25 protein-coding genes are annotated in these 24,269 nt (G+C 72.6%); 9 read left to right on the top strand and 16 right to left on the bottom strand.

The annotated features are described in order from the left end of the window. Positions 1 to 148 precede the first annotated feature (148 nt). Complete coding sequence (locus IAG42_RS31835; protein WP_188340408.1) at positions 149 to 886, top strand: maleylpyruvate isomerase family mycothiol-dependent enzyme; 738 nt, start codon at positions 149 to 151, stop codon at positions 884 to 886. Positions 887 to 907: 21 nt separating this feature from the next. On the opposite strand, the gene IAG42_RS31830 is transcribed toward IAG42_RS31835, so the two are convergent. Continuing rightward, a complete protein-coding gene (locus IAG42_RS31830) occupies positions 908 to 1,318 on the bottom strand; it encodes a MarR family winged helix-turn-helix transcriptional regulator (protein ID WP_188340407.1) in 411 nt (136 codons plus the stop codon). Positions 1,319 to 1,405: 87 nt separating this feature from the next. Between IAG42_RS31830 and IAG42_RS31825 the strand changes: the two genes are divergently transcribed. Beyond that, on the top strand, positions 1,406 to 2,938 hold the full coding sequence (locus IAG42_RS31825) for an MFS transporter (RefSeq protein ID WP_394811258.1): 1,533 nt from the start codon (positions 1,406 to 1,408) through the stop codon (positions 2,936 to 2,938). Positions 2,939 to 3,250: 312 nt separating this feature from the next. Here IAG42_RS31825 and IAG42_RS31820 read toward each other — a convergent pair whose 3' ends face one another. The 3 genes from IAG42_RS31820 to IAG42_RS31810 form a co-directional block, all read right to left on the bottom strand. Beyond that, positions 3,251 to 3,916, bottom strand: coding sequence for a response regulator (locus tag IAG42_RS31820; protein WP_188340406.1), 666 nt, complete (start codon positions 3,914 to 3,916; stop codon positions 3,251 to 3,253). Then, a complete protein-coding gene (locus tag IAG42_RS31815; RefSeq protein WP_188340405.1) occupies positions 3,913 to 5,211 on the bottom strand; it encodes a sensor histidine kinase in 1,299 nt (432 codons plus the stop codon). The genes IAG42_RS31820 and IAG42_RS31815 overlap by 4 nt, the downstream gene beginning before the upstream one ends. A 141-nt stretch (positions 5,212 to 5,352) precedes the next feature. Continuing rightward, positions 5,353 to 6,600, bottom strand: coding sequence for a geranylgeranyl reductase family protein (locus IAG42_RS31810; protein WP_188340404.1), 1,248 nt, complete (start codon positions 6,598 to 6,600; stop codon positions 5,353 to 5,355). Positions 6,601 to 6,744: 144 nt separating this feature from the next. Between IAG42_RS31810 and IAG42_RS31805 the strand changes: the two genes are divergently transcribed. Next, positions 6,745 to 8,109, top strand: a complete 1,365-nt coding sequence (locus IAG42_RS31805) for a dipeptidase (RefSeq protein WP_188340403.1) — start codon at positions 6,745 to 6,747, stop codon at positions 8,107 to 8,109. 79 nt (positions 8,110 to 8,188) lie between these two features. Further along, positions 8,189 to 8,932 carry an MBL fold metallo-hydrolase gene (locus tag IAG42_RS31800; RefSeq protein WP_188340402.1) on the top strand — a complete coding sequence of 248 codons (744 nt, stop codon included), beginning with the start codon at positions 8,189 to 8,191 and terminating at the stop codon, positions 8,930 to 8,932. A 224-nt stretch (positions 8,933 to 9,156) separates the two neighbouring features. On the opposite strand, the gene IAG42_RS31795 is transcribed toward IAG42_RS31800, so the two are convergent. Beyond that, positions 9,157 to 10,146, bottom strand: coding sequence for an NUDIX domain-containing protein (locus tag IAG42_RS31795; RefSeq protein ID WP_188340401.1), 990 nt, complete (start codon positions 10,144 to 10,146; stop codon positions 9,157 to 9,159). A 304-nt stretch (positions 10,147 to 10,450) separates the two neighbouring features. Here IAG42_RS31795 and IAG42_RS31790 point away from each other — a divergent pair, with 304 nt between their 5' ends. Beyond that, entirely contained in the window at positions 10,451 to 10,837 is a 387-nt protein-coding gene (locus IAG42_RS31790) for an STAS domain-containing protein (protein WP_188340400.1), read from the top strand. Between the two features lie 155 nt (positions 10,838 to 10,992). Then, on the top strand, positions 10,993 to 11,403 hold the full coding sequence (locus IAG42_RS31785; protein WP_223206234.1) for a DUF6083 domain-containing protein: 411 nt from the start codon (positions 10,993 to 10,995) through the stop codon (positions 11,401 to 11,403). Here the strand turns inward: IAG42_RS31785 and IAG42_RS31780 are convergent. Further along, positions 11,363 to 11,815 carry an Lrp/AsnC family transcriptional regulator gene (locus IAG42_RS31780; RefSeq protein WP_188340399.1) on the bottom strand — a complete coding sequence of 151 codons (453 nt, stop codon included), beginning with the start codon at positions 11,813 to 11,815 and terminating at the stop codon, positions 11,363 to 11,365. The genes IAG42_RS31785 and IAG42_RS31780 overlap by 41 nt on opposite strands. A gap of 110 nt (positions 11,816 to 11,925) precedes the next feature. Here IAG42_RS31780 and IAG42_RS31775 point away from each other — a divergent pair, with 110 nt between their 5' ends. Continuing rightward, positions 11,926 to 12,543, top strand: a complete 618-nt coding sequence (locus IAG42_RS31775; RefSeq protein WP_188340398.1) for a LysE family translocator — start codon at positions 11,926 to 11,928, stop codon at positions 12,541 to 12,543. A gap of 50 nt (positions 12,544 to 12,593) precedes the next feature. On the opposite strand, the gene IAG42_RS31770 is transcribed toward IAG42_RS31775, so the two are convergent. Together IAG42_RS31770 and IAG42_RS31765 are read right to left on the bottom strand one after the other, a co-directional pair. Next, complete coding sequence (locus tag IAG42_RS31770) at positions 12,594 to 13,472, bottom strand: class I SAM-dependent methyltransferase (RefSeq protein WP_188340397.1); 879 nt, start codon at positions 13,470 to 13,472, stop codon at positions 12,594 to 12,596. A gap of 220 nt (positions 13,473 to 13,692) precedes the next feature. Further along, a complete protein-coding gene (locus IAG42_RS31765) occupies positions 13,693 to 14,655 on the bottom strand; it encodes an ROK family protein (RefSeq protein WP_188340396.1) in 963 nt (320 codons plus the stop codon). 239 nt (positions 14,656 to 14,894) lie between these two features. Here IAG42_RS31765 and IAG42_RS31760 point away from each other — a divergent pair, with 239 nt between their 5' ends. Then, entirely contained in the window at positions 14,895 to 15,932 is a 1,038-nt protein-coding gene (locus IAG42_RS31760; RefSeq protein WP_188340395.1) for a LacI family DNA-binding transcriptional regulator, read from the top strand. A 272-nt stretch (positions 15,933 to 16,204) separates the two neighbouring features. Here IAG42_RS31760 and IAG42_RS31755 read toward each other — a convergent pair whose 3' ends face one another. The 5 genes from IAG42_RS31755 to IAG42_RS31735 form a co-directional block, all read right to left on the bottom strand. Next, entirely contained in the window at positions 16,205 to 17,503 is a 1,299-nt protein-coding gene (locus tag IAG42_RS31755; protein ID WP_188340394.1) for a DUF6986 family protein, read from the bottom strand. Positions 17,504 to 17,672: 169 nt separating this feature from the next. Further along, the gene (locus tag IAG42_RS31750; RefSeq protein WP_188340393.1) at positions 17,673 to 18,635 is read right to left on the bottom strand and encodes an electron transfer flavoprotein subunit alpha/FixB family protein; all 963 of its coding nucleotides are present in this window, start codon (positions 18,633 to 18,635) and stop codon (positions 17,673 to 17,675) included. Positions 18,636 to 18,694: 59 nt separating this feature from the next. After that, complete coding sequence (locus IAG42_RS31745) at positions 18,695 to 19,483, bottom strand: electron transfer flavoprotein subunit beta/FixA family protein (RefSeq protein ID WP_188340392.1); 789 nt, start codon at positions 19,481 to 19,483, stop codon at positions 18,695 to 18,697. Positions 19,484 to 19,713: 230 nt separating this feature from the next. Further along, positions 19,714 to 20,220 carry a flavin reductase family protein gene (locus tag IAG42_RS31740; RefSeq protein ID WP_188340391.1) on the bottom strand — a complete coding sequence of 169 codons (507 nt, stop codon included), beginning with the start codon at positions 20,218 to 20,220 and terminating at the stop codon, positions 19,714 to 19,716. 208 nt (positions 20,221 to 20,428) lie between these two features. Continuing rightward, complete coding sequence (locus IAG42_RS31735; protein WP_188341704.1) at positions 20,429 to 20,740, bottom strand: TlpA family protein disulfide reductase; 312 nt, start codon at positions 20,738 to 20,740, stop codon at positions 20,429 to 20,431. A gap of 243 nt (positions 20,741 to 20,983) precedes the next feature. Between IAG42_RS31735 and IAG42_RS31730 the strand changes: the two genes are divergently transcribed. Next, complete coding sequence (locus tag IAG42_RS31730) at positions 20,984 to 21,712, top strand: lysophospholipid acyltransferase family protein (RefSeq protein ID WP_188340390.1); 729 nt, start codon at positions 20,984 to 20,986, stop codon at positions 21,710 to 21,712. Positions 21,713 to 21,722: 10 nt separating this feature from the next. Here the strand turns inward: IAG42_RS31730 and IAG42_RS31725 are convergent, their stop codons facing one another. The 3 genes from IAG42_RS31725 to IAG42_RS31715 form a co-directional block, all read right to left on the bottom strand. Continuing rightward, on the bottom strand, positions 21,723 to 22,322 hold the full coding sequence (locus IAG42_RS31725) for a transglutaminase-like domain-containing protein (protein WP_188340389.1): 600 nt from the start codon (positions 22,320 to 22,322) through the stop codon (positions 21,723 to 21,725). An 87-nt stretch (positions 22,323 to 22,409) separates the two neighbouring features. Next, positions 22,410 to 23,480 (bottom strand): threonine aldolase family protein, encoded by a 1,071-nt coding sequence (locus IAG42_RS31720; protein WP_188340388.1) that lies wholly within the window; start codon positions 23,478 to 23,480, stop codon positions 22,410 to 22,412. Then, entirely contained in the window at positions 23,477 to 24,235 is a 759-nt protein-coding gene (locus tag IAG42_RS31715; RefSeq protein WP_188341703.1) for an SDR family oxidoreductase, read from the bottom strand. The genes IAG42_RS31720 and IAG42_RS31715 overlap by 4 nt, the downstream gene beginning before the upstream one ends. Positions 24,236 to 24,269: the final 34 nt, after the last annotated feature.

Here is a 24,269-nt window from a genome sequence, read left to right as displayed (position 1 = left end):
TCCTCGTCGACGGCGCCGCTCCTCCCGAACGGGCGGACGACGCACCGAACCTAGCGGCTGCTCCCTTCCCCGGCAACGCATTTGAGGCCGCAGGAGAACAGAGAAAAACTCCTGCCCGGGGGCGGGCTTCACCCGGCACACTCACCCCATGGACATCGCCGAACACCTGCAGGCCCTCGACCGGGAGGGCCGCGCGCTCGCGGACGCCGCCGAGCGGGCCGGGACCGACGCCAAGGTCCCCACCTGCCCCGACTGGCAGATCCGCGACCTGCTGCGGCACACGGGCATGGTGCACCGCTGGGCCGCGGCCTTCGTCGCGGAGGGCCACACGTCGTACCACCCCGACGGAGGGCTGCCCGATCTCGACGGGGAGGCGCTCATCGCCTGGTTCCGGGAGGGGCACGCCCAGCTCGTGGACACGCTCACGCGCGCCGCGCCCGACGTGGCGTGCTGGAGTTTCCTGCCCGCCCCGTCGCCGCTCGCGTTCTGGGCGAGGCGGCAGGCGCACGAGACGACCGTGCACCGCGTGGACGCCCAGTCGGCGCTAGCGGCCGCGCCGGACACCGTCCCGCGCGAGCTCGCCGTCGACGGGATCGAGGAACTGCTCCTCGGCATGCACGCCCGCCCCAAGAGCCGGGTGCGGTCCGACGCGCCCAAGGTGCTGCGGGTGCGGGCGACGGACGCCGACCGCGTGTGGACCGTACGGATCGGTCAGGAGCCCCCGGCGACCGAGTCCGGCGACGCGGGCGAGGCCGACTGCGAAGTGGCCGGGACCGCCGCGCGCCTGTACGTGGCGCTGTGGAACCGCGCGCCGTTCCCGTCCGTGAGCGGCGACGCCTCCGTCGCCACACTGTGGCGGGAGAACTCGGCGATCACCTGGAGCTGAGCCGGCCGGCCGCGCGGGCCGTCAGGCGCCGGACTCCAGCATCCGGCTCAGGACGGCCCGCTGCAGCGGCCGCACCTCGGCGTGCAGCGCCCGCCCCTTCGGCGTCAGGCACACCCGTACGCCGCGACGGTCCTCGCTGCACATGCCGCGCGCGACGAGGCCGTCCTTCTCCAGGCGGCCGATGAGCCGGGACAGGGCGCTCTGGCTCAGGTGGACCTGGCCGGCGATCTCCTGCACGCGGAACCCGGCGGAGTCGTCCTGCGGGGTGCCTTCGGCGAGCACGTCGAGCACCTCGAAGTCGCTGGCGCCCAGGCCGTGTCCGTGCAGCTCGCGGTCGAGCTCACACATGGTGCGCGCGTGCTTGGCGAGGATGTCCCGCCATTGATCCACGAGGCCCGCGCCGGCCCTCGCTTCCGACTCCTGTGCCGTCATAACCGCACCGTAGCAGAAAAGACGCCCTTTGTTGCATCGGAATTAAATGCACTTGCAGTCAATGCATGTGCATGTAGTGTGCTGCGCATGACCTCTCCGCTCACCGACGCCGCGGCGTCCGCTCCGCTGTCCCCGGAGCCGACCGCCAAGGATCCGTCGACCGCACCGGACCAGTCCCACTGGTCGCCCCGGCTGTGGGGGACCCTGCTCGTACTCTGCGCCGCGATGTTCCTCGACGCGCTCGACGTCTCGATGGTCGGCGTCGCCCTGCCCTCGATCGGCACCGAACTCGGCCTCTCGACGGCGACCCTCCAGTGGGTCGTCAGCGGCTACATCCTCGGCTACGGCGGCCTGCTGCTGCTCGGCGGCCGCGCGGCCGACCTGCTCGGGCGGCGCCGCGTCTTCCTGATCGCGCTCGGCGTCTTCGCCCTGGCCTCCGTACTCGGCGGACTCGTCGACTCCGGGCCGCTGCTCATCGCCAGCCGCTTCATCAAGGGCCTCAGCGCGGCCTTCACCGCACCGGCCGGCCTCTCCATCATCACGACGACGTTCGCCGAGGGCCCGGTCCGCAACCGCGCCCTGTCCATCTACACCACCTGCGCCGCCACCGGCTTCTCCATGGGCCTCGTCCTGTCCGGACTGCTCACCGAGGCCAGCTGGCGCCTGACGATGCTGCTGCCCGCGCCGATCGCCCTGATCGCGCTGCTCGTCGGCATCAAGCTCATCCCGCACAGCGCCAAGGAGGAGAACCACCGCGGCTACGACGTCCCGGGCGCCGTCACCGGCACTCTGTCGATGCTGCTGCTCGTCTTCACCGTGGTCCAGGCGCCGGAGGCCGGCTGGGGCTCGCCCCGCACCCTCCTCTCCTTCCTCGCCGTCGCCGTCCTCCTCACCCTCTTCGTCCGCATCGAGCGGCGCTCGCCCGGCCCGCTGATCCGGCTCGGCGTGCTGCGCTCCGGCTCGCAGATCCGGGCCCAGCTCGGCGCGATGACCTTCTTCGGCTCGTACGTCAGCTTCCAGTTCCTCGCGACGCTCTACCTGCAGTCGCTGCTCGGCTGGTCGGCGCTCAGCATGGCGCTGGCGTTCCTGCCGGCGGGCGCGCTGGTGGCGCTGTCCTCGACGAAGGTCGGCGCGGTCGTGGACCGGTTCGGCACGCCGCGGCTCATCGCGGTCGGCTTCGGGCTGATGGTCGTCGGCTACGCGCTCTTCCTCCGGATCAACCTCGACCCCGTCTACGCGGTCGTCATCCTGCCGACGATGCTGCTGATCGGCGCCGCGTGCGCCCTGGTCTTCCCGTCCCTCAACATCCAGGCCACCAATGGTGTGGACGACGACGAACAGGGCATGGTCTCCGGACTCCTGAACACGTCCGTGCAGGTGGGCGGGGCGATCTTCCTGGCCGTCGTGACCGCGGTCGTGACCGCGAACGCCCCGGAGGGCTCCTCCCCGCAGGCGGTCCTCGACAGCTTCCGGCCGGGCCTCGTGGTGGTCACCGCGATCGCCGTGGTGGGCCTGCTGATCACGCTGCCGGGCCTGCGGCGCAGCCGCTCGCGGGACTCGGTGGTCGTGGCCCGCTCCGTACCGGAGACAGCGGAGGACCGCGTCCCCGTACGGGACTGACCCCACCCCGCACGAGAGGGACCGGCCCGCCACGGGGGTGCGAGCCGGTCCCTCTTCCCCGTGCCCCGTCAGGGGCGCGGGGAACTGCGCGAGAGCCCCACCGACCCGCAGCCGCCCCACCCGCGCACACCCCACGCCGAACCCGCCGCGGGACGAGCGCCCTGCCACCCCAGGCGGAACGGGACTGATCAAGTCCCGGGCCGGACTCGCCCCGTCAGGGGCGCGGGGAACTGCGCGAGAAGCCCCACCGACCCGCAGCCGCGCCACCCGCCCGGAACCCACCCCGAGGGCCGCCCGGCACGCGCGCGGCGGTCAGCCCAGCCAGCCCGGCCGGACCAGGCCCGATTCGTAGGCCAGAACGACCAGTTGGGCCCGATCGCGCGCACCGAGCTTCACCATCGTCCGGCTCACGTGCGTCTTCGCCGTGAGCGGACTGACGACGAGCCGCCGCGCGATCTCCTCGTTGGACAACCCGATCCCGACCAGCGCCATCACCTCCCGCTCCCGCTCCGTGAGCTCCGCGAGCGCCCCCGCCGCCGCCGGTTCCTTCGACCGCGCGGCGAACTCCGAGATCAGCCGCCGCGTCACCCCGGGCGACAGCAGCGCGTCCCCGTCCACGACAGCCCGCACCGCCCGCAGCAGTTCGTCGGGCTCGGTGTCCTTCACGAGGAATCCGGACGCCCCGGCGCGGATCGCCTCGAAGACGTACTCGTCGAGCTCGAAGGTGGTGAGCATGACGACGCGTACGGCCGACAGGTCCGGGTCGTCACCGATGCGCCGCGTCGCCGCGAGCCCGTCGAGCAGCGGCATCCGGATGTCCATGAGCACGACGTCGGGCCGCAGTTCGCGCACCATCCGGACCGCCGCCTCCCCGTCGGCGGCCTCGCCCGCCACCTCGATGTCGGGCTGGGCGTCGAGCAGCGCCTTGAATCCGGCGCGGACCAGCGACTGGTCGTCGGCGAGCAGGACACGGATCAACGGGGTGCCTCCGATGACGGTGCGGGCGGAACCGGCGACGCGGCCGGCGGTGTGCGCGGCAGCGAGGCGACGACCCGGAATCCGCCGTCGGCCCGCGGGCCCGCCTCGATCGTGCCACCGAGCGCGGCCGCCCGCTCCCGCATTCCGGCGAGTCCGTTGCCGCTGCCGCCGGCTTCGGCGTGGCTCGCGGGCCCGTCGTCGTCGACGGTGAGGATCACGGCGTCGGCGTCGTGCCGCACCCGCACCCGGGCCCGCCGGGACTCGGAGTGCCGTACGACGTTGGTCAGCGCCTCCTGCACGATGCGGAACGCGGCGAGGTCGGCGCCGGGCGCGAGCGGCACCGGATTCCCCTCCGTAGCGACGTCGACGGTGAGTCCGGCGTGGCCCGCCTGCTCGACGAGTTCGGGCAGCCGGTCGAGTCCGGGGGCCGGGGCGCGGGGCGCGTCGCCGGGCGTCCGCAGGGTGTCGAGGACCTGGCGCACCTCGCCGAGGGCCTCCTTGCTGGTGGCCTTGATGGTGGTGAGCGCGGTGCGTGCCTGCTCCGGGTCGCCGTCGAGCAGGGCGAGGCCGACGCCCGCCTGCACGTTGATCACGGAGAGGGAGTGGGCGAGGACGTCGTGGAGTTCGCGGGCGATGCGCAGCCGTTCCTCGTCGGCGCGCCGGCGGGCGGCCCGTTCCCGTTCCGCGCGGGCCTGCTGCCATTGCTCGCGGCGCGCCCGGGCCAGTTCGGCGACGGCGACGATGGCGAGCACCCAGGCGAGGATCAGCCCTTCCTGCCCCCAGGACGCGGCGTCGTCGTGGGCGGGCGGCAGGTGCGGGTAGAGCCAGTGCGCGACGACGAGATGCCCGAGCCAGAGCAGCCCGACCGCGCCCCACGCGGCCCACCGGTACCCGGCGACGATCGCGGAGAAGCAGGCCAGCGCCACGGTGAGGAAGACGGGCCCGTACGGATATCCGGCGCCCAGATAGACGAGCGCCAGCACGGCCGTGCCGAAGGCGACGACGACGGGGTACCGCTGCCGCCACAGCAGGGCGAGCCCGGCGGCGAGCAGCAGAAGGCGGGCGAACACGTCGAGCTGGACCCGGTCGGCCTGGCCGTGCCCCGCGAAGCTCGACCCGAGCAGCACGAACGCCGTGACGAACACCGTGGACCGCCACGGCCACCGCGTACCACCGGCCCGGTTCCACCAGGCGGGCCCCTGGTTCCACCACCCGGGCCCCGGCCCGCTCCACGGCGGCCCGCCGCCCGGGTCGCCGGGCGGCGGGCCGCCGGCGCGCTCGCGTCGTTCGTCCATGCCGCCACGCTAAGCGCCGGGCCCCTCGCCAGGCGTCAGCCAGGCGTGGCGATCACACATACTCCCCGCGGAGTACGCGCCGCCGGCGCGGCGGGCCGGCCCGCCGTCGTGCGGCGCCGGGTCTTCCGTCGCACGTCACGGTCACGAGCTGACCGCGTCGCCCTCCTGCCGGTCGAGCCGGGACAGGACGCGTCCCGCGACGGGGTGCGTGCGCACGATCTCAGCGAGCGAGGACGAGCCGCGGACGATCTTCGCGAAGGCGTGCCAGGCGGGGCGGAAGCCGGTGATCGCGGTGTGGATCAGTCCGGGGCTCCGGGCGAACACGGTCAGCATGCGCCGGCCGACGGCCATCTCGACGCCGAGCCCGGCCTTGATCGCGAAGGCGTAGTTGAGCGCCTGCCGCCGCGCGTCCACCGCGTCGTGCGCCTCGGCGACCCGCACCGCCCACTCCCCCGCGAGCCGCCCCGAGCGCAGCGCGAACGAGATGCCCTCGCGGGTCCACGGCTCCAGCAGTCCAGCCGCGTCACCGCAGACCAGGACCCGGCCGCGGGAGAGCGGGGAGTCGTCGGCGCGGCAGCGGGTCAGGTGCCCGGACGAGATGGCGGGCTCGAAGCCGGCGAGGCCGAGCCGCCCGATGAAGTCCTCCAAGTACCGCTTGGTGGCGGCGCCTTCACCGCGGGCCGAGATCACGCCGACGGTGAGCGTGTCGCCCTTGGGGAACACCCAGCCGTAACTGCCGGGGATCGGGCCCCAGTCGATGAGGACGCGCCCGCGCCAGTCCTCGGCGACCGTCTCGGGCACCGGGATCTCCGCCTCCAGGCCGAGGTCCACCTGGTCGAGCTTGACCCCGACGTGCGCTCCTATGCGGCTGGCGCTGCCGTCCGCGCCGACGACGGCCCGCGCCAGGACCGTCTCGCCGTCCTGGAGCACGACGGCGACGGTGCGCCGGTCGGGGACGGCCGATCCGTGCTGCTCGACCCGGGACACGGTGACGCCCGTGCGCAGTTCGGCCCCGGCCTTCTGGGCGTGCTCGACGAGCTGCGCGTCGAACTCCGGGCGGTTGATCAGCCCGAACAGCATGCTGCGGGAGCGCCGCGTGCGCGTGTACTTGCCGTTGAGCGAGAACGTGACCGCGTCGATCCGGTCCTTGAACGGCAGCTCGAAGCCCGGCGGCAGCGAGTCGCGCGAGGGGCCGATGATGCCGCCGCCGCACGTCTTGTACCGCGGGAGCTCGGCCTTCTCCAGGAGCAGCACCCGGCGGCCGGCGACCGCGGCCGCGTACGCGGCGGACGCACCGGCGGGGCCCGCGCCCACCACCACGACGTCCCACACGCTCAGGTCCCGCTCGTCGCCCGTCTCATTGCCGTCCGCCGGGTTCTCGCTGCTCACGATGGTCTACTGCTCCCGAATCGCCACTGATGGGACTGCCTGCCGCCTTGCTCCCCCGCATCCTACGACCGGCTCCGCGCCGACCCGCTGTGGGAGGATCATCGGCACACCCTGCACAACGTCGCACCCACGAGGAGCGTGCCCATGTCGCCGCATCCGATCGCCGAGACCGTCGCCTCACTGCTGCCCCGCGCCAAGGCGGAGCTGACAGAACTGGTGGCCTTCAAGTCGGTGGCGGACTTCGACCAGTACCCGAAGAGCGAGAGCGAGGGCGCCGCGAACTGGGTCGCCGACGCGCTGCGCGCCGAGGGCTTCCAGGACGTCGCGCTCCTCGACACCCCGGACGGCACCCAGTCCGTGTACGGCTACCTGCCCGGTCCCGCGGGCGCCCCGACCGTGCTCCTGTACGCGCACTACGACGTGCAGCCGCCGCTGGACGAGAGCGCGTGGGCCACGCCCCCGTTCGAGCTGACCGAGCGCGAGGACGGCCGCTGGTACGGGCGCGGCTCGGCCGACTGCAAGGGCGGTGTGCTGCTGCACCTGCTCGCCCTGCGCGCACTGAAGGCGAACGGCGGCGTCCCGGTCGGCGTCAAGGTCATCGCCGAGGGCTCGGAGGAGATGGGCACGGGCGGCCTGGAGCGCTACGCGGAGCAGCACCCGGACCTGCTCACGGCCGACACCATCGTCATCGGCGACGCGGGCAACTTCCGGGTCGGCCTGCCGACGGCGACCTCGACGCTGCGCGGCATGACGCTGGTGCGGGTCCAGGTCGACACCCTGGAGGGCAATCTGCACTCCGGTCAGTTCGGCGGGGCCGCGCCCGACGCGCTCGCCGCGCTGATCCGCGTACTGGACTCGCTGCGCGACGAGGACGGTTCGACCGTCGTCGACGGGCTGCCGGGCGGCGCGCAGTGGGACGGGCTGCAGTACGACGAGGAGAGCTTCCGCAAGGACGCGAAGGTGCTCGACGGGGTCGAGCTGATCGGTTCCGGCACGGTCGCCGACCGGATCTGGGCGCGGCCCGCCGTGACCGTCCTCGGCATCGACTGCCCGCCGGTGGTCGGCGCGACGCCGTCCGTGCAGGCCGGCGCCCGTGCGCTGATCAGCCTGCGGGTGCCGCCGGGCCAGGACGCCGCCGAGGCGACCAAGCTGCTGGCCGGGCACATCGAGGCGCACACCCCGTGGGGCGCCCGGGTGAGCGTGGAGCAGGTCGGCCAGGGCCAGGCATTCCGCGCGAACACGAAGAGCCCGGCGTACGCGGCGATGGCCGAGGCCATGGCGGAGGCGTACGACGGTCAGGAGATGCAGTTCGCCGGCCAGGGCGGCTCGATCCCGCTGTGCAACACGCTGGCCTCGCTCTACCCCGAGGCGGAGATCCTGCTCATCGGGCTCAGCGAGCCGGAGGCGCAGATCCACGCGGTGAACGAGAGCGTGTCGCCGGACGAGCTCAAGCGGCTCTCGGTGGCGGAGGCGCTGTTCCTCCAGAAGTACGCGGCTGCCGCCAACTGACGCGTTCCCGAGGGCCGCTCCTCTCTGCTCCCGGCAGAGACGGGCGGCCCTCGGCCCGTTCCGCGCCTACGTTCACGGCATGAAGCCCTACGCCCTGACCGAGATCCGTGACCTCACTCCGCGCCTGCGCCTCCTGCGCTTCCCCGTCGGCCAGGCCTACCTCTGGCGGGACGGCTCCGAGCTGACCCTGATCGACGCGGGCGCGTACGGCGCGGGCGGGCCGATCGCCGACGCCGTACGAGACTGGGGGCACGCCCCGCAGGACGTGCGCCGCATCGTCCTCACCCACTTCCACGAGGACCACGCGGGCGGAGCCGTCGAGTTCGCCCGTATCAGCGGCGCCGAGATCCTCGCCCACCACCTCGACGCCCCGTACATCCGCGGCGAACGCCCCGGCCCCGACCCGGTCTTCGAGGACTGGGAGCGCCCGATCCACGCCGCGGCCCTGGCCGCCCTCCCGGCCCCGCCCGCGCACCCCGAACTCCCGTCCTCGGTGCGGGAACTGAAGGACGGCGAGCTCCTCGACGGCATCGGCGGCGGCGCGGTGGTGGTCCCGGCGCCGGGCCACACGGAGGGCTCGATCGCCCTCCATCTCCCGCACCACGGCGTCCTGTTCACCGGCGACGCGATCGCCGCGTCCCCCGTGGACTCCCAGATCGTCCTCGGTGTCTTCAACCAGAACCGCCCCCGGGCCGTCGGCTCCTTCCACCACCTGGCGTCCCTGGACCCGGACCTGGCCTGCTTCGGCCACGGGGAACCGCTGACGAGCGACGCGGGCGCGGCACTGCGCGCATCAGCGGCAACCTACGACCTCCCGACCTGAGGGCCGACCCCCTGGGGGACACGCGGCGAAGCACATGCCTCCGGGGGCGCACCAAAGGGGAGTGGACGCGGCGAAGCGCACGTCTCCAGGGGCACACCAAGGGAGGAGGCGCGGCGAAGCCGCATGCCTCCAGGGGCGCGGGGAACTGCGCTACCGGCCACGACGCACCGCAAGCCGACAACGCACCTCACAACTACGGCGAGTTCCCCGCACCACGCCCCAGGTCACCCCAGGGGCACCCCCGCTTCCAGATAGTGCGCGGCCCCGCGCTCCCGCGCCCTCAGCGCCCACCGCAACCGCTCGAACCGCACGGGCGGCAGCAACCCCGCCGCCTCCTCCTCCGTGACGAACCGCCAGGCCCGCAACTCGGGCCCCGGCAGCACGACTTCGACCCCGGGCTCCAGCCGCCCCCCGTCGAACAGCATCCGCAGCCCCCCGTACGCCGGAGGCACGGGCCGCTCCCAGTCGACGACCAGCAGCCCCGGCACGTCGACGAGCCGTATCCCGGTCTCCTCGGCGACCTCCCGCATCCCGGCCCGCGCCGGCGCCTCCCCCGGTTCGACGACCCCGCCGGGGAACTCCCAGCCCGGCTTGTACGTCGGGTCGACGAGCAGCACCCGGTCCTCGGCGTCGAAGAGGAGCACACCGGCGGCGACGGTCTCGGCGGTCGGTTCGGGTGTCTGCACGATGTCGCAGGGCGCCGCCTCCCCCGTACGGACGGCGGCGGCGATCCGTATCGCGGTCTCACGCGGGGTCAGGGCGCCGTTGTCGACCGGGTAGGCGTCGGCGGCGAGCCAGGTCGTGAACGCGGCACGGTACGGCTCGATGTCCGCCGGGGCCTCGCCGGCGGGGTCTCGCTCGCGCAGGATCGTTTCCCCTGGGGCGAGGAGCACATGGCAGACCGGGATGCGGCGGGCGGCGAGCCCTCCGAAGATCTCGTCGCGGTACTCCTGGCGCAGCAGCGCCAGCGGCACCACGAGCACCCCGCCCAGCTCGGCGTGGAGGGCGGCGGCGGTGTCGACCACGAGGCGTCGCCAGATGCGCAGGTCCTGCCGGTCGCTGACTTCCGCGAGCCGCTTGGGCGGCAGCAGGCGCTCCAGTTCGGCGTCGATCACCTCGGGGTCGAAGAGCGTGCAGTTCGGGATCAGATCGATCAGCTCCCGGGCGGCGGTGGTCTTGCCCGCACGAGACGCGCCGTTGACCCAGACGATCACGGTTCCCCCTCTTCGTCGGCCCCCAGAGGCTTGCCCGCAACACCCTGCCACGGAAACCAGACACTGATGAGGGGTCGGACACGCCCCCGCCGGTCAACCCGCCACCATGCGATTCACTCCATCAAGTGACGAGTCCGTGCGGGAATTCGAGACCTCGGGGCAACCCGGGGGCCCGGCCGTTACCGTGACCGCGCAGACGCCCCAGCCCCCGGCGTCCGCGTGTACGTCCGCATACCGAGATTCCGTGACCACACCCTCGGCTCCCCTCCCGGAGCCGGACAGGTGCCCGAACCCGGGGGGACCCATGCGACAGGGCCACCGCGCAGACCACCTCACCCTCACCCGTTCCGCCGCCGACCCCGGCCCGCCGCCCGTGGTCCGCGAGACCGGCGACAGCGTCGTGGTCGAGCTCGACGGGGAGATCGACATCCTCGCGCTCCAGCGGATGACGCCGCTTCTGGACACCGTCGCGGCGGGCCCGTACCGGGTCGTGGCCGTGGATCTGACCGCCACGACCTTCCTCGACTGCTCCGGCCTGACCCTCCTGGTCCGCGCCAGCCGCCGCACCCGCGCCCGCGGCGCCCGCACGACGGTGGTCTGCCGCCACCCTCTGACCCTGCGCATCATCGACGTGGCCGGACTCACCGAGACCCTGACCCCGGTGCCCACCCTCCACGAAGCCCTCCGCTGAGCATCCGGGGGCGTCCGTCGGCCGCGCCGCACGAGGCGTCCGCGCACCGACGGGGCCTCGGGCGCCTCACGTGTCGCCCTCCGCCCGCGCTTGCCCACCCGTCCCGTCCGATTGCCGATCCTGTGGCGTCCGCGGGCAGCCCGCACGCTCGGTACATGAGCGATTCCGACGAGAAGCTCCGCCGGTTGCGGACGGCCCCCGAATTGCCCTGCCCGGCCTGCGGACTCCCGCAGGAGGAGGCCCGGACGCCGGAACACGACCTCGTCCGCCTCGAGCCGGCCCTGCGCGTCCCCGCCCATGTGGTGCCCGCCGAGCGCCGGTGGATCGAACTGTCCGACGGCCGGGTGACCGTCTACGGCGTCTGCCCCGTGGACGGCGCGCAGCAGTGTCGCATCGAGCACGTGCTGGTGTGCCCGGAACAGGCCCTCCCCGACCTCTGGCCGTGGCTGACGGCCCTGCGGGCGGAGACCCGCCGCCGCGCGGACCGGCAGCGCGGGACATCCCGGCCGCTCCGGGCCGCCGCACCTACTCGGGCAGAGGCCGGTCGGCGATCACGTTCTTCATGACCAGGGTGGAGGTCAGGCGCTGGACTCCGGGCAGTCGCGCCAGCTGTTCGTCGTAGAGCTGCTGGAAGGCGGCGAGGTCGCTGGTGGCCACGCGCAGGAGGTAGTCCGGCTCGCCGAAGAGGCGTTGCGCCTGGAGGACGTGCGGGACGGCGGTGACCGCCTCTTCGAAGGCCGTCACCGTGTCCGGGGTCTCCCAGCGCAGGGTCGCGAAGACCAGCGCCTCGAAGTTCAGGCCGACGGCCGCCGGGTCGACGACCGCGCGGTAGCCACGGATCGCGCCCTCTCGTTCGAGGTCGCGCAGCCGGCGGTGGCAGGGCGAGACGCTGAGCTGCACCCGGGCGGCCAGCTCGGTGATCGTCAGACGGCCGTCGAACTGCAGCTCAGCAAGAATTTTCCGATCCAAGGCGTCCATGGCGAATATTCTCCCCCAGGCAGCGCCGTAGCGGGGTAAGGATGCAAACACCTTCGGGGGCATTCGACCTAGCCTTCCCTCCAGAGCAACAATGCGAGAGGGAACGATCGATGGACACGACGACGCTGGCGGCCTTCCTGATGGTGGACCTGCTGCTGGTGTTCACTCCGGGCGCGGACTGGGCCTACGCGATCTCCGCCGGACTGCGGGGGCGTTCCGTCGTCCCGGCGGTGGCCGGACTGATCGCCGGTCACGCGGTCTACGCCCTCGTCGCCGTCGCCGGCCTGGCGGTCGTCGTGGCGAGCTACCCGGCCGCGCTCACGGCACTGACCGTCGCGGGCGCCGGCTATCTGCTGTGGCTGGGCTGGGGCGTGCTGCGGCAGCCGGCCGTGCCGGCGGCAGCCGCAGAGGGCCCCGACACGTCCCGGCTGCAAGCCATGATCAAGGGGGCGGGGACCAGCGGCCTGAACCCGAAGGCCCTGCTGCTGTACTTCTCCCTGTTCCCGCAGTTCATCGACCCCGCCACGGGCTGGCCGGCCGCCGCGCAGACGGGCCTGCTGAGCACCGTGCACCTCATCGCGTGCGCGGTCGTCTATCTGGCCGTCGGCGTGCTGGCCCGCACGGTCCTGAGCACCCGCCCCTCGGCCGCCCGCATCGTCACCCGCGTCAGCGGCGCCATGATGATCGCCATCGGCGCCCTGCTCCTGGTGGAGCGCCTCGTCGGCTGAGGCCCGGGCAGCCTGCTGCGCGCGTGCGGCCCGGTGCCCGTCGACGGCCGTCAATCCGCCCGCAGGAACCCCGAGTTGGCCGCCTGGCCCAGGAACCTCAGGCGGGTGTCGCCCGCCATGTGCTTCTCGAACGCCTCCTTGATGCCCGGCCACTTGGCGTGGCCGAAGTCGTCGAGGACGACGATGGCGCCCGGTGCCGCGATCTCCTCGGCCCAGGCCAGGTCCGCCGCCACGCCCGGTGCCGAGTGGTCGCCGTCGACGATGATCACGCCGTAGGCGCGGTCGGCGACGGCGGTGCGGACGTCCGGGTCGCCGGAGAAGCCGCGCTGGATGCGGGCCGCGGCGCCCGCCTCGCCGGCGAGGGCGAGGTTGGTGCGGACGGCGGCGCCCCGCACGGGGGTGCCCGTCGGGTCGGCGCCCTCGGTGGTGCCCGGCTGGAGCTGCAGTCCGGCGAGCGGATCGACGATCGTCAGGCGCGGATCGCGTCCCGCGCGCTCCAGCATCCGGATCATGGCCGCGCCGAACATCCCGTAGAGCGTGCCGATCTCGAGGACGTCGTCGTTCGGCGGGTCGAGCAGCGGGACGGCGGAGAGCTTGCCGCAGATGTTCATGGTGCCGCCGGCGATGCGGCCGACGCCGAGGGACTCCAGGGCGATGAGGAGGCGGAACGACTGGGCGACATTGCGTTCCGCGCCCGCGCGGTCGCCGGTCAGCTGCTCCAACTCCCCGACGAGGCGGTCGAGATGGACCTGGGCGGGGAGCCGGGACGGTCCGCGTCCCGTGCCGTCGAGCAGAAGCTCCAGAGGCCGCTGGCGATGGCGCAGAGGTGCGACGCGGCGTTCGACGCGCTGGTCGATCCGCTGGTCGATGAGGTCGACGACCGGGCGCAGGGCCCGTCGGGCGGTCTTGCCGGAAAGTAGCGCTCGCATGGTTCGGTGACCCTCACGGGTAGACGACGTGACGGCGTACATGGGGGTAAGGGGGGTGGGGGACGAGCGCTGTGGGGGCGCCGCGTTCCAGCGACCGTAGGGGAACAGGAGCACGCACTTCAAGCACGGCGTCAGAAGCCCGCGATGCCCGGAAATCGCGTACGAATTCCGGGCGAAGGGCAGGTGAACGGCGGTGTGCGGAACACCGGCGGGCATGGCGTCACACGGCCTGCGGATGCGCCTCGCCCGCGCGTGCGCCCATGCGCAGTGCCGCGGCGGCCGCCCCGACGAGCCCCGCGTCGGTCCCCGTGGACGCGGGGGCCACCTCGAGGCGCTGGACGAAGGAGAGCGTGGCGTAGTCGCGCAGGGCGCGGCGCAGCGGCGCGAAGAGGACCTCGCCCGCCTTCGCCACTCCCCCGCCGATGACGGCGATGTCGATCTCGACGAGCGTCGCGGTGGCGGCGATGCCGGCGGCCAGGGCCTGGGCCGCGCGCTCGAAGGAGGCGACGGCCGCCCGGTCGCCCGCCCGGGCGGCGCGGGCCACCGCGGCGGCGGACGCGTCACCGTCGGGCCCGGGGCGCCAGCCGTCGGAGAGGGCGCGCCGCGCGATGTTCGGACCGCTCGCGATGCGCTCGACGCAGCCGCGGGCACCGCAGGGGCAGAGATCGCCGTCGAGATCGACGCTGATGTGGCCGATGTGGCCCGCGTTGCCCGTCGGGCCGGGGTGCAGCTGTCCGCCCAGGATCAGGCCGCCGCCGACGCCGGTGGAGACCACCATGCACAGCGCGTTGTCGTGACCGCGCGCGGCGCCCTGCCAGTGCTCGGCGGCCGTCATCGCCACGCCGTCGCCGACGAGCTCGACGGGCAGGCCGCCGACGTGGGACCGCACGCGGGAGACGAGCGGGAAGCCGCGCCAGCCGGGCACGTTGACCGGGCTGACCGTGCCCCCGAGGCGGTCCACGGGTCCCGCGCTGCCGATGCCCACGGCGCGGGCGCCGGACCACAGCGGGGAGGCCGCGAGCTCGTCGAGCACCGCCTCGACCGCGCCCATCACCGTGTCGCCGTCCTCCTGCGCGGGCGTCGGCCGCTGCGCCCGCAGCAGGATGCGGCCCCGGTCGTCCACCAGGGCGCCGGCGATCTTGGTGCCGCCGATGTCCAGCGCGGCGACGAGGTCCATGTGCATCGGTGTCGGATCCCCCTGGGGAAGGCCGGGAAAAGGCAGGTCGAGGAGGCAACTGTAAGGAAGCCTGAGCATGCGGTCGACAGTCTCCCCCGAGCCTGACAACGTTGTCCAGGGCCTATGCTCGACGCCACACCGGCATACCGCATCATGAACACCTGACGAACGGCCGTCGCCCCGCCTCCGAGTGCGGTCGCCTCGACCGGTCGCACGGCCGCGACGACAGGACAGGACAGCGCACAGTGGACCGTACCGCCCGCCGCACCGAGAGCCGCTACGGCAACCGCCCGACGATGAAGGACGTCGCCGCGCGGGCCGGAGTCGGCCTCAAGACCGTGTCCCGCGTCGTCAACGGGGAACCCGGCGTCACCCCGGACACCGAGCGGCGCGTGCAGGAGGCGATCGCCGCACTCGGCTTCCGGCGCAACGACAGCGCCCGCGTCCTGCGCAAGGGCCGTACGGCGAGCATCGGCCTCGTCCTGGAGGATCTCGCCGACCCGTTCTACGGGCCGCTCAGCCGGGCCGTGGAGGAGGTCGCGCGGGCGCACGGCGCGCTGCTCATCAACGGGTCGAGCGCGGAGGACCCGGAGCGCGAGCAGGAGCTGGTGCTCGCGCTGTGCGCGCGGCGCGTGGACGGCCTCGTGGTGATCCCGGCCGGGGACGACCACCGTTATCTGGAGCCGGAGATCGCGGCGGGTGTGGCCACCGTGTTCGTGGACCGTCCGGCCGGGCGGATCGACGCGGACGTGGTCCTGTCGGACAGCTTCGGCGGGGCCCGGGACGGCGTCGCGCACCTGATCGCGGGCGGGCACCGGCGGATCGGCTTCATCGGCGACCAGCCGCGCATCCACACGGCCGCGGAGCGACTGCGCGGCTACCGCGCCGCGATGGAGGACGCCGGCATACCGGTGGCGGACCGCTGGATGTCGCTGGGCGTCACCGACCCGGAGCGCGTGCGGCGGGCCGCCGAGGAGATGCTGACCGGGCCCGACCCGGTGACCGCGATCTTCGCGGGGAACAACCGTGTGACGGTCACCGTGATCCGTGTCCTGGCCGAGCAGCGGCGCTCCGTGGCGCTCGTGGGCTTCGACGACATCGAGCTGGGCGACCTGCTGAGCCCCGGCGTGACCGTCGTCGCGCAGGACGCGGCGCAGCTGGGCCGCACGGCCGCCGAGCGGCTGTTCCGCCAGCTGGACGGGGCGACCCTGCTCCCGGAGCGCATCGAGCTGCCGACGCGGCTGATCCGGCGCGGCTCGGGCGAGCTGCCTCCGGCCGACTGACCCGTCAGGCCGGTCCGGGACGCAGCGGTTTCGCGGTCCGGGCAGCAGCGCCGCCGATCGACTTCGGCGGCATCGCACCCGGCGACCAGCTGAGAGCCCCGGCGCGAACACAGCCGGGACGCCACGCCGCGGCCACATCCGGCGCGCCCCGGCGAACGGCCACCCGCCCACCGACCCGGCCGGCGGACCCCCGGACACACTTCTGCCCCTCCCCGGCCGACCCCGGGGAGGGACAGAGTCTTCGCGACGCGCTACGGAGTGCGCGCCGGGGGCTACTTGCCCTTGACCGTCAGGTCGCCGCGGCGCGGGCCCGCGTAGTGCTCGAGCCCGGCGAGCGTGAGGCCGGTCCGGCTGACGACCTCGCCGGAGTCGAGGGCACCGCAGTCCATGCCGCGCAGCAGGTAGCCGGCGAGGGCCTTGGCGGTGGCGGGCTCGTCGGCGATGTCGCCGGCGGCCTGCTTGGCGTAGGCGGCGAGGCGCGCGGCGGCGGCCTCGAAGCCCTCGCGGTAGAAGGCGAAGACGGCGGCGTAGCGGGTGGGGATGTGGCCCGGGTGCATGTCCCAGCCCTGGTAGTAGGCGCGGGCCAGGGCGCGGCGGGTGAGGCCGTAGTGCAGGCGCATCGCGTCGTGGACCTTGGCGGTCGTGCCGATCGGCAGGACGTTGGTGGAGCCGTCCGAGACGCGGACGCCCGTGCCGGCGGCGGCGACCTGCATGACGGCCTTCGCGTAGTCGGCGGCCGGGTGGTCGCTGGCCTGGTAGGCGGCGGAGACGCCGAGGCAGGCGCTGTAGTCGAAGGTGCCGTAGTGCAGACCGGTGGCGCGGCCTTCGGCGGCGTCGATCATCTTGGCCACGGCGGCGGTGCCGTCGGCGCCGAGGATGGACTGGCTGGTCTCGATCTGGATCTCGAAGCCGATCCGGCCGGCGTCCAGGCCGTGCTGCTTCTCGAAGGCCTCGACGAGCCGCACCATCGCGGTGACCTGCTCCGGGTACGTCACCTTCGGCAGCGTGAGGACGAGTCCCTCGGGCAGGCCGCCGTGCTCCATGAGGCCGGTGAGGAAGATGTCGAGGGTGCGGATGCCGCGGTCGCGGACCGGGGCCTCCATGCACTTCATGCGGATGCCCATGTACGGGGCGGCGGTGCCGTTCGCGAACGCCTCGGAGATGACGCGGGCGGCACGGGCGGCCGTCTCGTCCTCGTCGGCGTCGGACTTGGGGCGGTAGCCGTCCTCGAAGTCGACCCGGAGGTCCTCGACGGGCTCGCGCTCCAGCTTGGCGCGGACGCGGCTGTAGACGGGCTCGGCGAGCTCGTCGCTCAGGCCGAGGACCTCGGCGAACGAGGCGGCGTCCGGCGCGTGCTCGTCGAGCATCGCGAGCGCCTGGTCGCCCCAGGACCGGATGGTGCCGGCGTCGAAGGCGTCGCCCGGTACGTAGACCGTGTGGACCGGCTGGCGGGTGCCGGGGTCTCCCGGGTAGCGGCGCTCGAGCTCCGCGTCGACGGGGGCGAGTGAGGCGCTGATGCCCTCGCTGACCGCACCGGCGAGGCTCGTCGACACCTTCTCCTGCTGACCCATTACTGCACCCTCCATATGCTCGATGTTTCCACTCCGCGGAATCAACAATCCGCATAGTGAAGTTAACGGCCGTGATGACGTCAGTCAATGGCTCCCTTGCATGGTCCCGTCACGCGGACGGGGCCGCGCGGTGATGAACACCACGCGGCCCCGTCGACAGTGGAGCGGGTCAGCCCTTGCGGGTCTTGACCTCCTCGGTCAGCTGCGGGACGACGTCGAAGAGGTCGCCGACGACGCCGTAGTCGACGAGGTCGAAGATCGGGGCCTCGGGGTCCTTGTTGATCGCGACGATCGTCTTCGAGGTCTGCATACCGGCCCGGTGCTGGATCGCGCCCGAGATGCCCGAGGCGATGTACAACTGCGGGGAGACGGACTTGCCGGTCTGGCCGACCTGGTTGGAGTGCGGGTACCAGCCGGCGTCGACCGCGGCACGCGAGGCACCCACGGCCGCGCCCAGGGAGTCGGCGAGGGCCTCGATGACCGAGAAGTTCTCCGCACCGTTCACACCACGGCCGCCGGAGACCACGATCGCGGCCTCGGTCAGCTCCGGGCGGCCCGTCGACTCACGCGCCGTGCGGGCGGTGACCTTCGTGCCGTGCGCCTTCTCCGAGAACGCCACGTCCAGGGCCTCGACCGCACCCGCGGCGGCCGCCGGCTCGACCGCGGCACTGTTGGGCTTCACCGTGATGACCGGGGTGCCCTTGACCACCACGGACTTCGTGGTGAACGAGGCGGCGAACACCGACTGCGTGGCCACCGGACCGCTGTCACCGGCCTCCAGGTCGACCGCGTCGGTGATGATGCCCGACCCGATCCGCAGCGCCAGACGCGCCGCGACCTCCTTCGCCTCCGCGGAGGAGGGAACCAGCACCGCCACCGGCGACACCGCCGCGACCGCGGCCTCAAGCGCCTCGACCTTCGGCACGACCAGGTAGTCGGCGTAGTCGGCCGCCTCGTGCGTCAGAACCCGGGTGGCACCGTGCTCGGCCAGCACCGCCGCGGTACCGGCGGCACCACTGCCGAGAGCGACCGCGACCGGCTCACCGATCCGACGCGCCAGCGTCAGCAGCTCCAGCGTGGGCTTGCGGACCGCACCGTCCACGTGGTCGACGTAGACCAGAACTTCAGCCATGGGACTTCAATCTCCTGCAATCACAAAGAACTTGGGCGAATGGATGAGGCGACAAAAGCTCAGATGAACTTCTGGCCCGCGAGGTACTCGGCGAGCTGCTTGCCGCCCTCGCCCTCGTCCTTCACGATCGTGCCCGCGGTACGCGCCGGACGCTCGGCCGCGGACTCGACCTTCGTCCACGCACCCTCGAGACCGACCTCCTCCGCCTCGATGCCGAGGTCGGACAGGTCCCAGGACTCCACCGGCTTCTTCTTCGCCGCCATGATCCCCTTGAACGACGGGTAACGCGCCTCACCCGACTGGTCCGTCACCGACACCACCGCCGGAAGCGAAGCCTCCAGCTGCTCCGACGCCGCGTCCCCGTCACGACGACCCGACACCGTGCCGCCCTCCACGGCGACCTCGGACAGCAGCGTCACCTGCGGCACACCCAGACGCTCCGCCACCAGCGCCGGCACGATCCCCGCCGTACCGTCCGTCGACGCCATGCCCGAGACGACCAGGTCGAAGCCCGCCTTCTCGATCGCCTTCGCCAGCACCAGCGACGTACCGATCGCGTCCGTGCCGTGCAGATCGTCGTCCTCGACGTGGATCGCCTTGTCCGCACCCATCGACAGCGCCTTGCGCAGCGCGTCCTTCGCGTCCTCGGGACCCACCGTCAGCACGGTGATCTCGACATCGTCGTCCGAGTTCTCCGAAATCTGCAGCGCCTGCTCCACCGCGTACTCGTCCAGCTCGGAAAGCAGGCCGTCCACATCGTCACGGTCCACGGTCAGGTCATCCGCGAAATGCCGGTCACCGGTCGCGTCCGGCACGTACTTCACGGTGACAACGATCCTCAAGCTCACGCCGGCTCTCCTACTGCAATCGTCTTGTACTGGGCGCACCCCAGCTGCCTGCGGCTGACTTCGCCTTCTTGCAGGCAGCATAGGCGCCTGAAGCGGACTCTTCCGGTCGGGGCGGCCCGCGCTCCGAACGAAATATTACTCACCAGTAGTACATCCGCTGCGCGCTCACTAAGCAAGCGCTTTGCGGTGTGACATGGCCAACGCTCCGTAGTCGCGCGGACCGGGAACTCTCAGTCGCGCAGCGCGTTGAAGCGACCCTGGTGGTAGAGGAGCGGGCGGCCGGCTCCGGCCGGGTCCCCGCAGACCGCCTCGGCGAGGACGATGCGGTGGTCGCCGGCGGGCACGCGCGCGATGACCTTGCAGACGAGCCAGGCGAGGACGCCCTCTAGGACCGGCACCCCGTGCGGGCCCTCGAACCAGCGGGTGGGCTCGCCGAAGCGGTCGGCGCCGCTCCTGGCGAAGGTGCCGGCGAGGTCGGCCTGGTGCTCGCCGAGTATGTGCACGCCGACGTACTCGGACTCGGCGACGGTGGGCCAGCTGGAGGCACCCAGTCCGATGCCGAAGGAGATCACCGGGGGTGTCGCGGAGACCGAGGTGAGGGAGGTGGCGGTGAAGCCCACGGGTGCGGCACCGGCCGCCGTGATCACCGCGACGCCGGCGGCGTGCTGCCGGAAGACGGAGCGGAGCAGATCGGGCGTGGCGGGGAGCGCGGTGCGCAGATCGGGCGAGGCCGTCATGGAATTGTCCTTCTGCTGGAGGTGCGAGCGGGGGCCGTGGCTGCGTCAGGAGCCGGGACAGCGCGCGCTGGAGCACCTCGCCAGGTCGACGTGGACCCGCTCGAAGAGAAGGAGTTCCCAGAACATGTGGTCAGACTGACGATGCGTGACGCATGCAGTCAAGTGCGTTCCGTCATCTGGGAGCAGCATCACGTGCGCGGGGCAGGTGTCACGCAGCGACGGCGGCACCGAGCGCCGCGATGACGTCCGCCCGGCGCGGCTGTCCCGCCGCCCGGCGGACCTCGCGGCCGGCCGCGTCCAGGACCAGCACGGTGGGCGTCTTGACGACGCCGACGGCGCGGACGAGGTCGAGCCGGTCCTCGGCGTCGATCTCGATGTGCGAGACACCCGGGACCATGGCCGCGACCTCGGCGAGCACCCGCCGGGTGGCCCGGCACGGCGCGCAGAACGCGCTGGAGAACTGGACGAGCGTGGCCCGCTCCCCCAGCGGGGCCGCCAACTGCTCGGCACCCAGACTCATTTCACCTGCGGCCACGCCGCTCCTCCTTCACCCGTGTTCCTCTTTCCAGCGCGCAAACGCCCGCGCTGATTCCCGCCCACGTGACAAGGATCTCGCGCGGCGCAGGAACCAGGACTGGTCACCCGGCCGTTCATGGGGCACGATCTGCGCAAGCCGGAAAACCTACGGCTGCGTAACTTACCGCCGGGAACGCCTCCACCAGGAGGCGGATTCCCCAGGCAATCAGAAGGGTCCACCCCCTCCATGGCAGAGCTCGTCTACCGTCCGGTCATCGGCGTCGCCAAAACACTGTTCAAGGCGCTCGACCTGAAGATCGACTGCCAGGGCTCGGAGAACATTCCGCGCTCGGGCGGCGCCGTCCTGGTCAGCAATCACATCGGCTACCTCGACTTCGTCTTCGACGGTCTGGCGGCGCTGCCGCAGAAGCGCCTGGTCCGTTTCATGGCCAAGGAGTCCGTGTTCCGGCACAAGGTCTCCGGTCCGCTGATGCGGAGCATGAAGCACATCCCCGTGGACCGCTCGCAGGGTGAGCACGCGTTCCAGCACGCGCTCGCGTCGCTGCGCTCCGGCGAGGTCGTGGGTGTCTTCCCGGAAGCGACGATCTCGCAGTCCTTCACGCTGAAGAGCTTCAAGACCGGTGCCGTGCGCCTCGCGCAGGAGGCCGGCGTGCCGCTGATCCCGATGGCGCTGTGGGGCACCCAGCGGATCTGGACGAAGGGCCGTCCGCGCAACTTCAAGCGGCAGCACATCCCGGTCACGATCCGGGTGGGCGAGGCCATCGAGGCGCCGAAGGACCAGTACGCGGGCGCGATCACCCGCCGGCTGCGCGACCGCGTGCAGGAGCTGCTCGAGGCCGCGCAGCGCGCCTACCCGGTCCGCCCCAAGGGCGCCGACGACACGTGGTGGATGCCGGCGCACCTGGGCGGCACCGCGCCGACCCCCGAGCAGGTCAAGGCCGCCGAGGCGGGCTGAGCGGACCGAGTCACTCCGGCAGCGCGTCGGGCAGGTGCTCCCACAGGTGGGGCCGGTCCGGCGCGCCGCGCATCACGTCGAGCACGACCGGGTGCGGCGCCGCGAAGAGCCCCGGATAGTCCAGCTCACCGGCCTCGGCGTCGGGCAGGAACGCCAGCCGCTCACCCTCCAGCGAGAACTGGGCGTCGATCCCACCCACGTTCCCCCGCACGTCCTGGCGGTGCCAGGCGCCGTGGAACCGTACGGCGACCAGCCCGTGGACGCACCAGCCCGTCCCGGCGTCGTACGTCAGGCGCTGATAACAGAGCGCCGTGGGGATGTCCTCGGCGCGCAGCAGCGCGGTCAGCGCGTGGGCCTTCGCGTGGCAGATCCCGGTGCCCTGCGCGAGGACGTCGGAGGCCCGCCAGGTGACGCGCAGATCACCGCTGTCGGCCGAGTGCGGGATGGCGTCGCGCACGAACTCATAGGCGGCGCGGGCGTATGCATATGAGTCGTCGGCGCCGCCCGCGAGGCGTGCGGCGGTCTCCCGGACGAGCGGGTGTCCGTGGTCGATCACGTCGTCGGCCGCCAAGTACGCCGACAGATCAGGGTGTTGCTGGATCAGCTGCATGGCACGCGAGCATAGGAATGCGGCCGACCGCCAGTCAATGACTTTACGGTCGGACGCATATCTATGCAGCACTCCCGGCGGGGCCGGCTAGCGCGCCATCTCCTCCTTGAGGGCCGCGACGAAGCCGTCCACGTCCTCCTCGCGGGTGTCGAAGGCGCACATCCAGCGCACGTCGCCGGCCGCCTCGTCCCAGAAGTAGAAGCGGTACTTCTTCATCAGGCGCTCGGAGACGTCGTGCGGGAGCCGCGCGAACACGCCGTTGGCCTGCACCGGGTAGAGGATCTCCACGCCGTGCACGGCGCGGACGCCCTCGGCGAGCCGCTGGGCCATCTCGTTGGCGTGCCGGGCGTTGCGCAGCCACAGGTCCTTCGCGAGCAGCGCCTCCAGCTGCACCGACACGAAGCGCATCTTCGAGGCGAGCTGCATCGACATCTTGCGCAGGTGCTTCATCTGCCGCACCGCGTCCTGGTTGAGGACGACGACGGCCTCGCCGAACAGCGCGCCGTTCTTCGTGCCGCCCAGCGACAGGATGTCGACGCCGACCGCGTTCGTGAACGTCCGCATCGGGACGTCCAGGGACGCGGCCGCGTTGGCTATCCGGGAGCCGTCGAGGTGCACCCGCATGCCGTGCCGGTGGGCGTGCTCGACGATCGCGCGGATCTCCTCCGGCGTGTACAGCGTGCCCAGTTCGGTGGACTGCGTGATCGAGACGACCTGCGGCATCGCGCGGTGCTCGTCGTCCCAGCCGAATGCCTGACGGTCGATCAGCTCGGGGGTGAGCTTGCCGTCGGGCGTCGGTACGGTGAGCAGCTTGAGCCCGCCCATCCGCTCCGGGGCGCCGCCCTCGTCCACGTTGATGTGCGCGGACTCGGCGCAGATCACCGCGCCCCAGCGGTCGGTGACCGCCTGGAGCGCGACGACGTTGGCACCCGTCCCGTTGAAGACGGGGAACGCCTCGGCCGTGGGGCCGAAGTGGCTGCGGATGATCTGCTGGAGATGGTCCGTGTAGTCGTCCTCGCCGTACGCGACCTGGTGACCGCCGTTGGCGAGGGCGAGGGCCGCCATCACCTCCGGGTGGGCTCCCGCGTAGTTGTCACTCGCGAAGCCCCGGATCGTGGGGTCGTGGTGCCTGCGGGCGTCGGTCTTCGGAGGGTTCACGGCTTCTCGGTCAGCCACAGACGGGTCCCGTTCAGATCGGCGGCGGGCCGGTCCCAGACCCCGGTGATGGCCTCGGCCAGCTCCTTGACGTCCGTGAAGCCCGCGAACTTCGCGTTGGGGCGTTCGGCGCGCATCGCGTCGTGCACCAGCGCCTTGACCACCAGGATCGCAGCCGCCTGCTGCGGGCCCGCGTCGCCCCCCGCCTTGCGGAAGGCGTCGCCCAGGGCGAGCGTCCACGCCTCGGCGGCAGCCTTGGAGGCCGCGTACGCCGCGTTGCCCGCGGTCGGCTTGGACGCGCCGGCGGCGCTGATCAGCAGGTAACGGCCGCGGTCACTGCGGGTGAGCGCGTCGTAGAAGGCCAGCGAGGTGTGCTGCACCGTGCGGATCAGGAGCTTCTCGAGGAGGTCCCAGTCGGCGAGGTCGGTCTCGGCGAAGGAGGCGCTGCCGCGCCAGCCGCCGACGAGGTGGACGACGCCGTCGACCCGGCCGAAGTCCTTCTCCAGACGGTTCACCCAGTCGCGTGTCGCGTGCAGGTCCAGGAGGTCCACGGTGTCACCGACGACGGTGGCGCCGCCGTGCGCGTAGCGCGCCTCGTCGACCGCCGCCGCGAGCCGCTCCGCGTCGGCGTCGGCGCCGATGACGGTGGCGCCGGCCTCCGCGAGCCGCTTGAGGGTCGCCCGCCCGGCGGGGCCCGCCGCTCCGGCTACCGCGATCACGGCACCGTCCAGGTTCCCGGTCGTGTGGGTGTCGGACATGGCTTCCGCCTCCTGGCTTCCCGCGTTCTCGGCG

The organism is Streptomyces xanthii, from assembly GCF_014621695.1.
In the GTDB taxonomy this organism is placed as follows: domain Bacteria; phylum Actinomycetota; class Actinomycetes; order Streptomycetales; family Streptomycetaceae; genus Streptomyces; species Streptomyces xanthii.
This window is presented reverse-complemented; position numbering and strand designations above follow the sequence as displayed.

Bases quoted from the DNA above. Each gene is read 5' to 3' on its own strand.
- IAG42_RS31835 (WP_188340408.1), top strand. From the start codon at position 149: ATGGACATCGCCGAACACCTGCAGGCCCTCGACCGGGAGGGCCGCGCG.
- IAG42_RS31805 (WP_188340403.1), top strand. From the start codon at position 6,745: ATGTCGCCGCATCCGATCGCCGAGACCGTCGCCTCACTGCTGCCCCGC.
- IAG42_RS31815 (WP_188340405.1), bottom strand. From the start codon at position 5,211: ATGGACGAACGACGCGAGCGCGCCGGCGGCCCGCCGCCCGGCGACCCG.
- IAG42_RS31785 (WP_223206234.1), top strand. From the start codon at position 10,993: ATGAGCGATTCCGACGAGAAGCTCCGCCGGTTGCGGACGGCCCCCGAA.
- IAG42_RS31725 (WP_188340389.1), bottom strand. From the start codon at position 22,322: ATGCAGCTGATCCAGCAACACCCTGATCTGTCGGCGTACTTGGCGGCC.
- IAG42_RS31755 (WP_188340394.1), bottom strand. From the start codon at position 17,503: ATGGGTCAGCAGGAGAAGGTGTCGACGAGCCTCGCCGGTGCGGTCAGC.
- IAG42_RS31830 (WP_188340407.1), bottom strand. From the start codon at position 1,318: ATGACGGCACAGGAGTCGGAAGCGAGGGCCGGCGCGGGCCTCGTGGAT.
- IAG42_RS31715 (WP_188341703.1), bottom strand. From the start codon at position 24,235: ATGTCCGACACCCACACGACCGGGAACCTGGACGGTGCCGTGATCGCG.
- IAG42_RS31800 (WP_188340402.1), top strand. From the start codon at position 8,189: ATGAAGCCCTACGCCCTGACCGAGATCCGTGACCTCACTCCGCGCCTG.
- IAG42_RS31730 (WP_188340390.1), top strand. From the start codon at position 20,984: ATGGCAGAGCTCGTCTACCGTCCGGTCATCGGCGTCGCCAAAACACTG.
- IAG42_RS31780 (WP_188340399.1), bottom strand. From the start codon at position 11,815: ATGGACGCCTTGGATCGGAAAATTCTTGCTGAGCTGCAGTTCGACGGC.
- IAG42_RS31790 (WP_188340400.1), top strand. From the start codon at position 10,451: ATGCGACAGGGCCACCGCGCAGACCACCTCACCCTCACCCGTTCCGCC.
- IAG42_RS31740 (WP_188340391.1), bottom strand. From the start codon at position 20,220: ATGACGGCCTCGCCCGATCTGCGCACCGCGCTCCCCGCCACGCCCGAT.
- IAG42_RS31765 (WP_188340396.1), bottom strand. From the start codon at position 14,655: ATGCACATGGACCTCGTCGCCGCGCTGGACATCGGCGGCACCAAGATC.
- IAG42_RS31735 (WP_188341704.1), bottom strand. From the start codon at position 20,740: ATGAGTCTGGGTGCCGAGCAGTTGGCGGCCCCGCTGGGGGAGCGGGCC.
- IAG42_RS31825 (WP_394811258.1), top strand. From the start codon at position 1,406: ATGACCTCTCCGCTCACCGACGCCGCGGCGTCCGCTCCGCTGTCCCCG.
- IAG42_RS31775 (WP_188340398.1), top strand. From the start codon at position 11,926: ATGGACACGACGACGCTGGCGGCCTTCCTGATGGTGGACCTGCTGCTG.
- IAG42_RS31770 (WP_188340397.1), bottom strand. From the start codon at position 13,472: ATGCGAGCGCTACTTTCCGGCAAGACCGCCCGACGGGCCCTGCGCCCG.
- IAG42_RS31750 (WP_188340393.1), bottom strand. From the start codon at position 18,635: ATGGCTGAAGTTCTGGTCTACGTCGACCACGTGGACGGTGCGGTCCGC.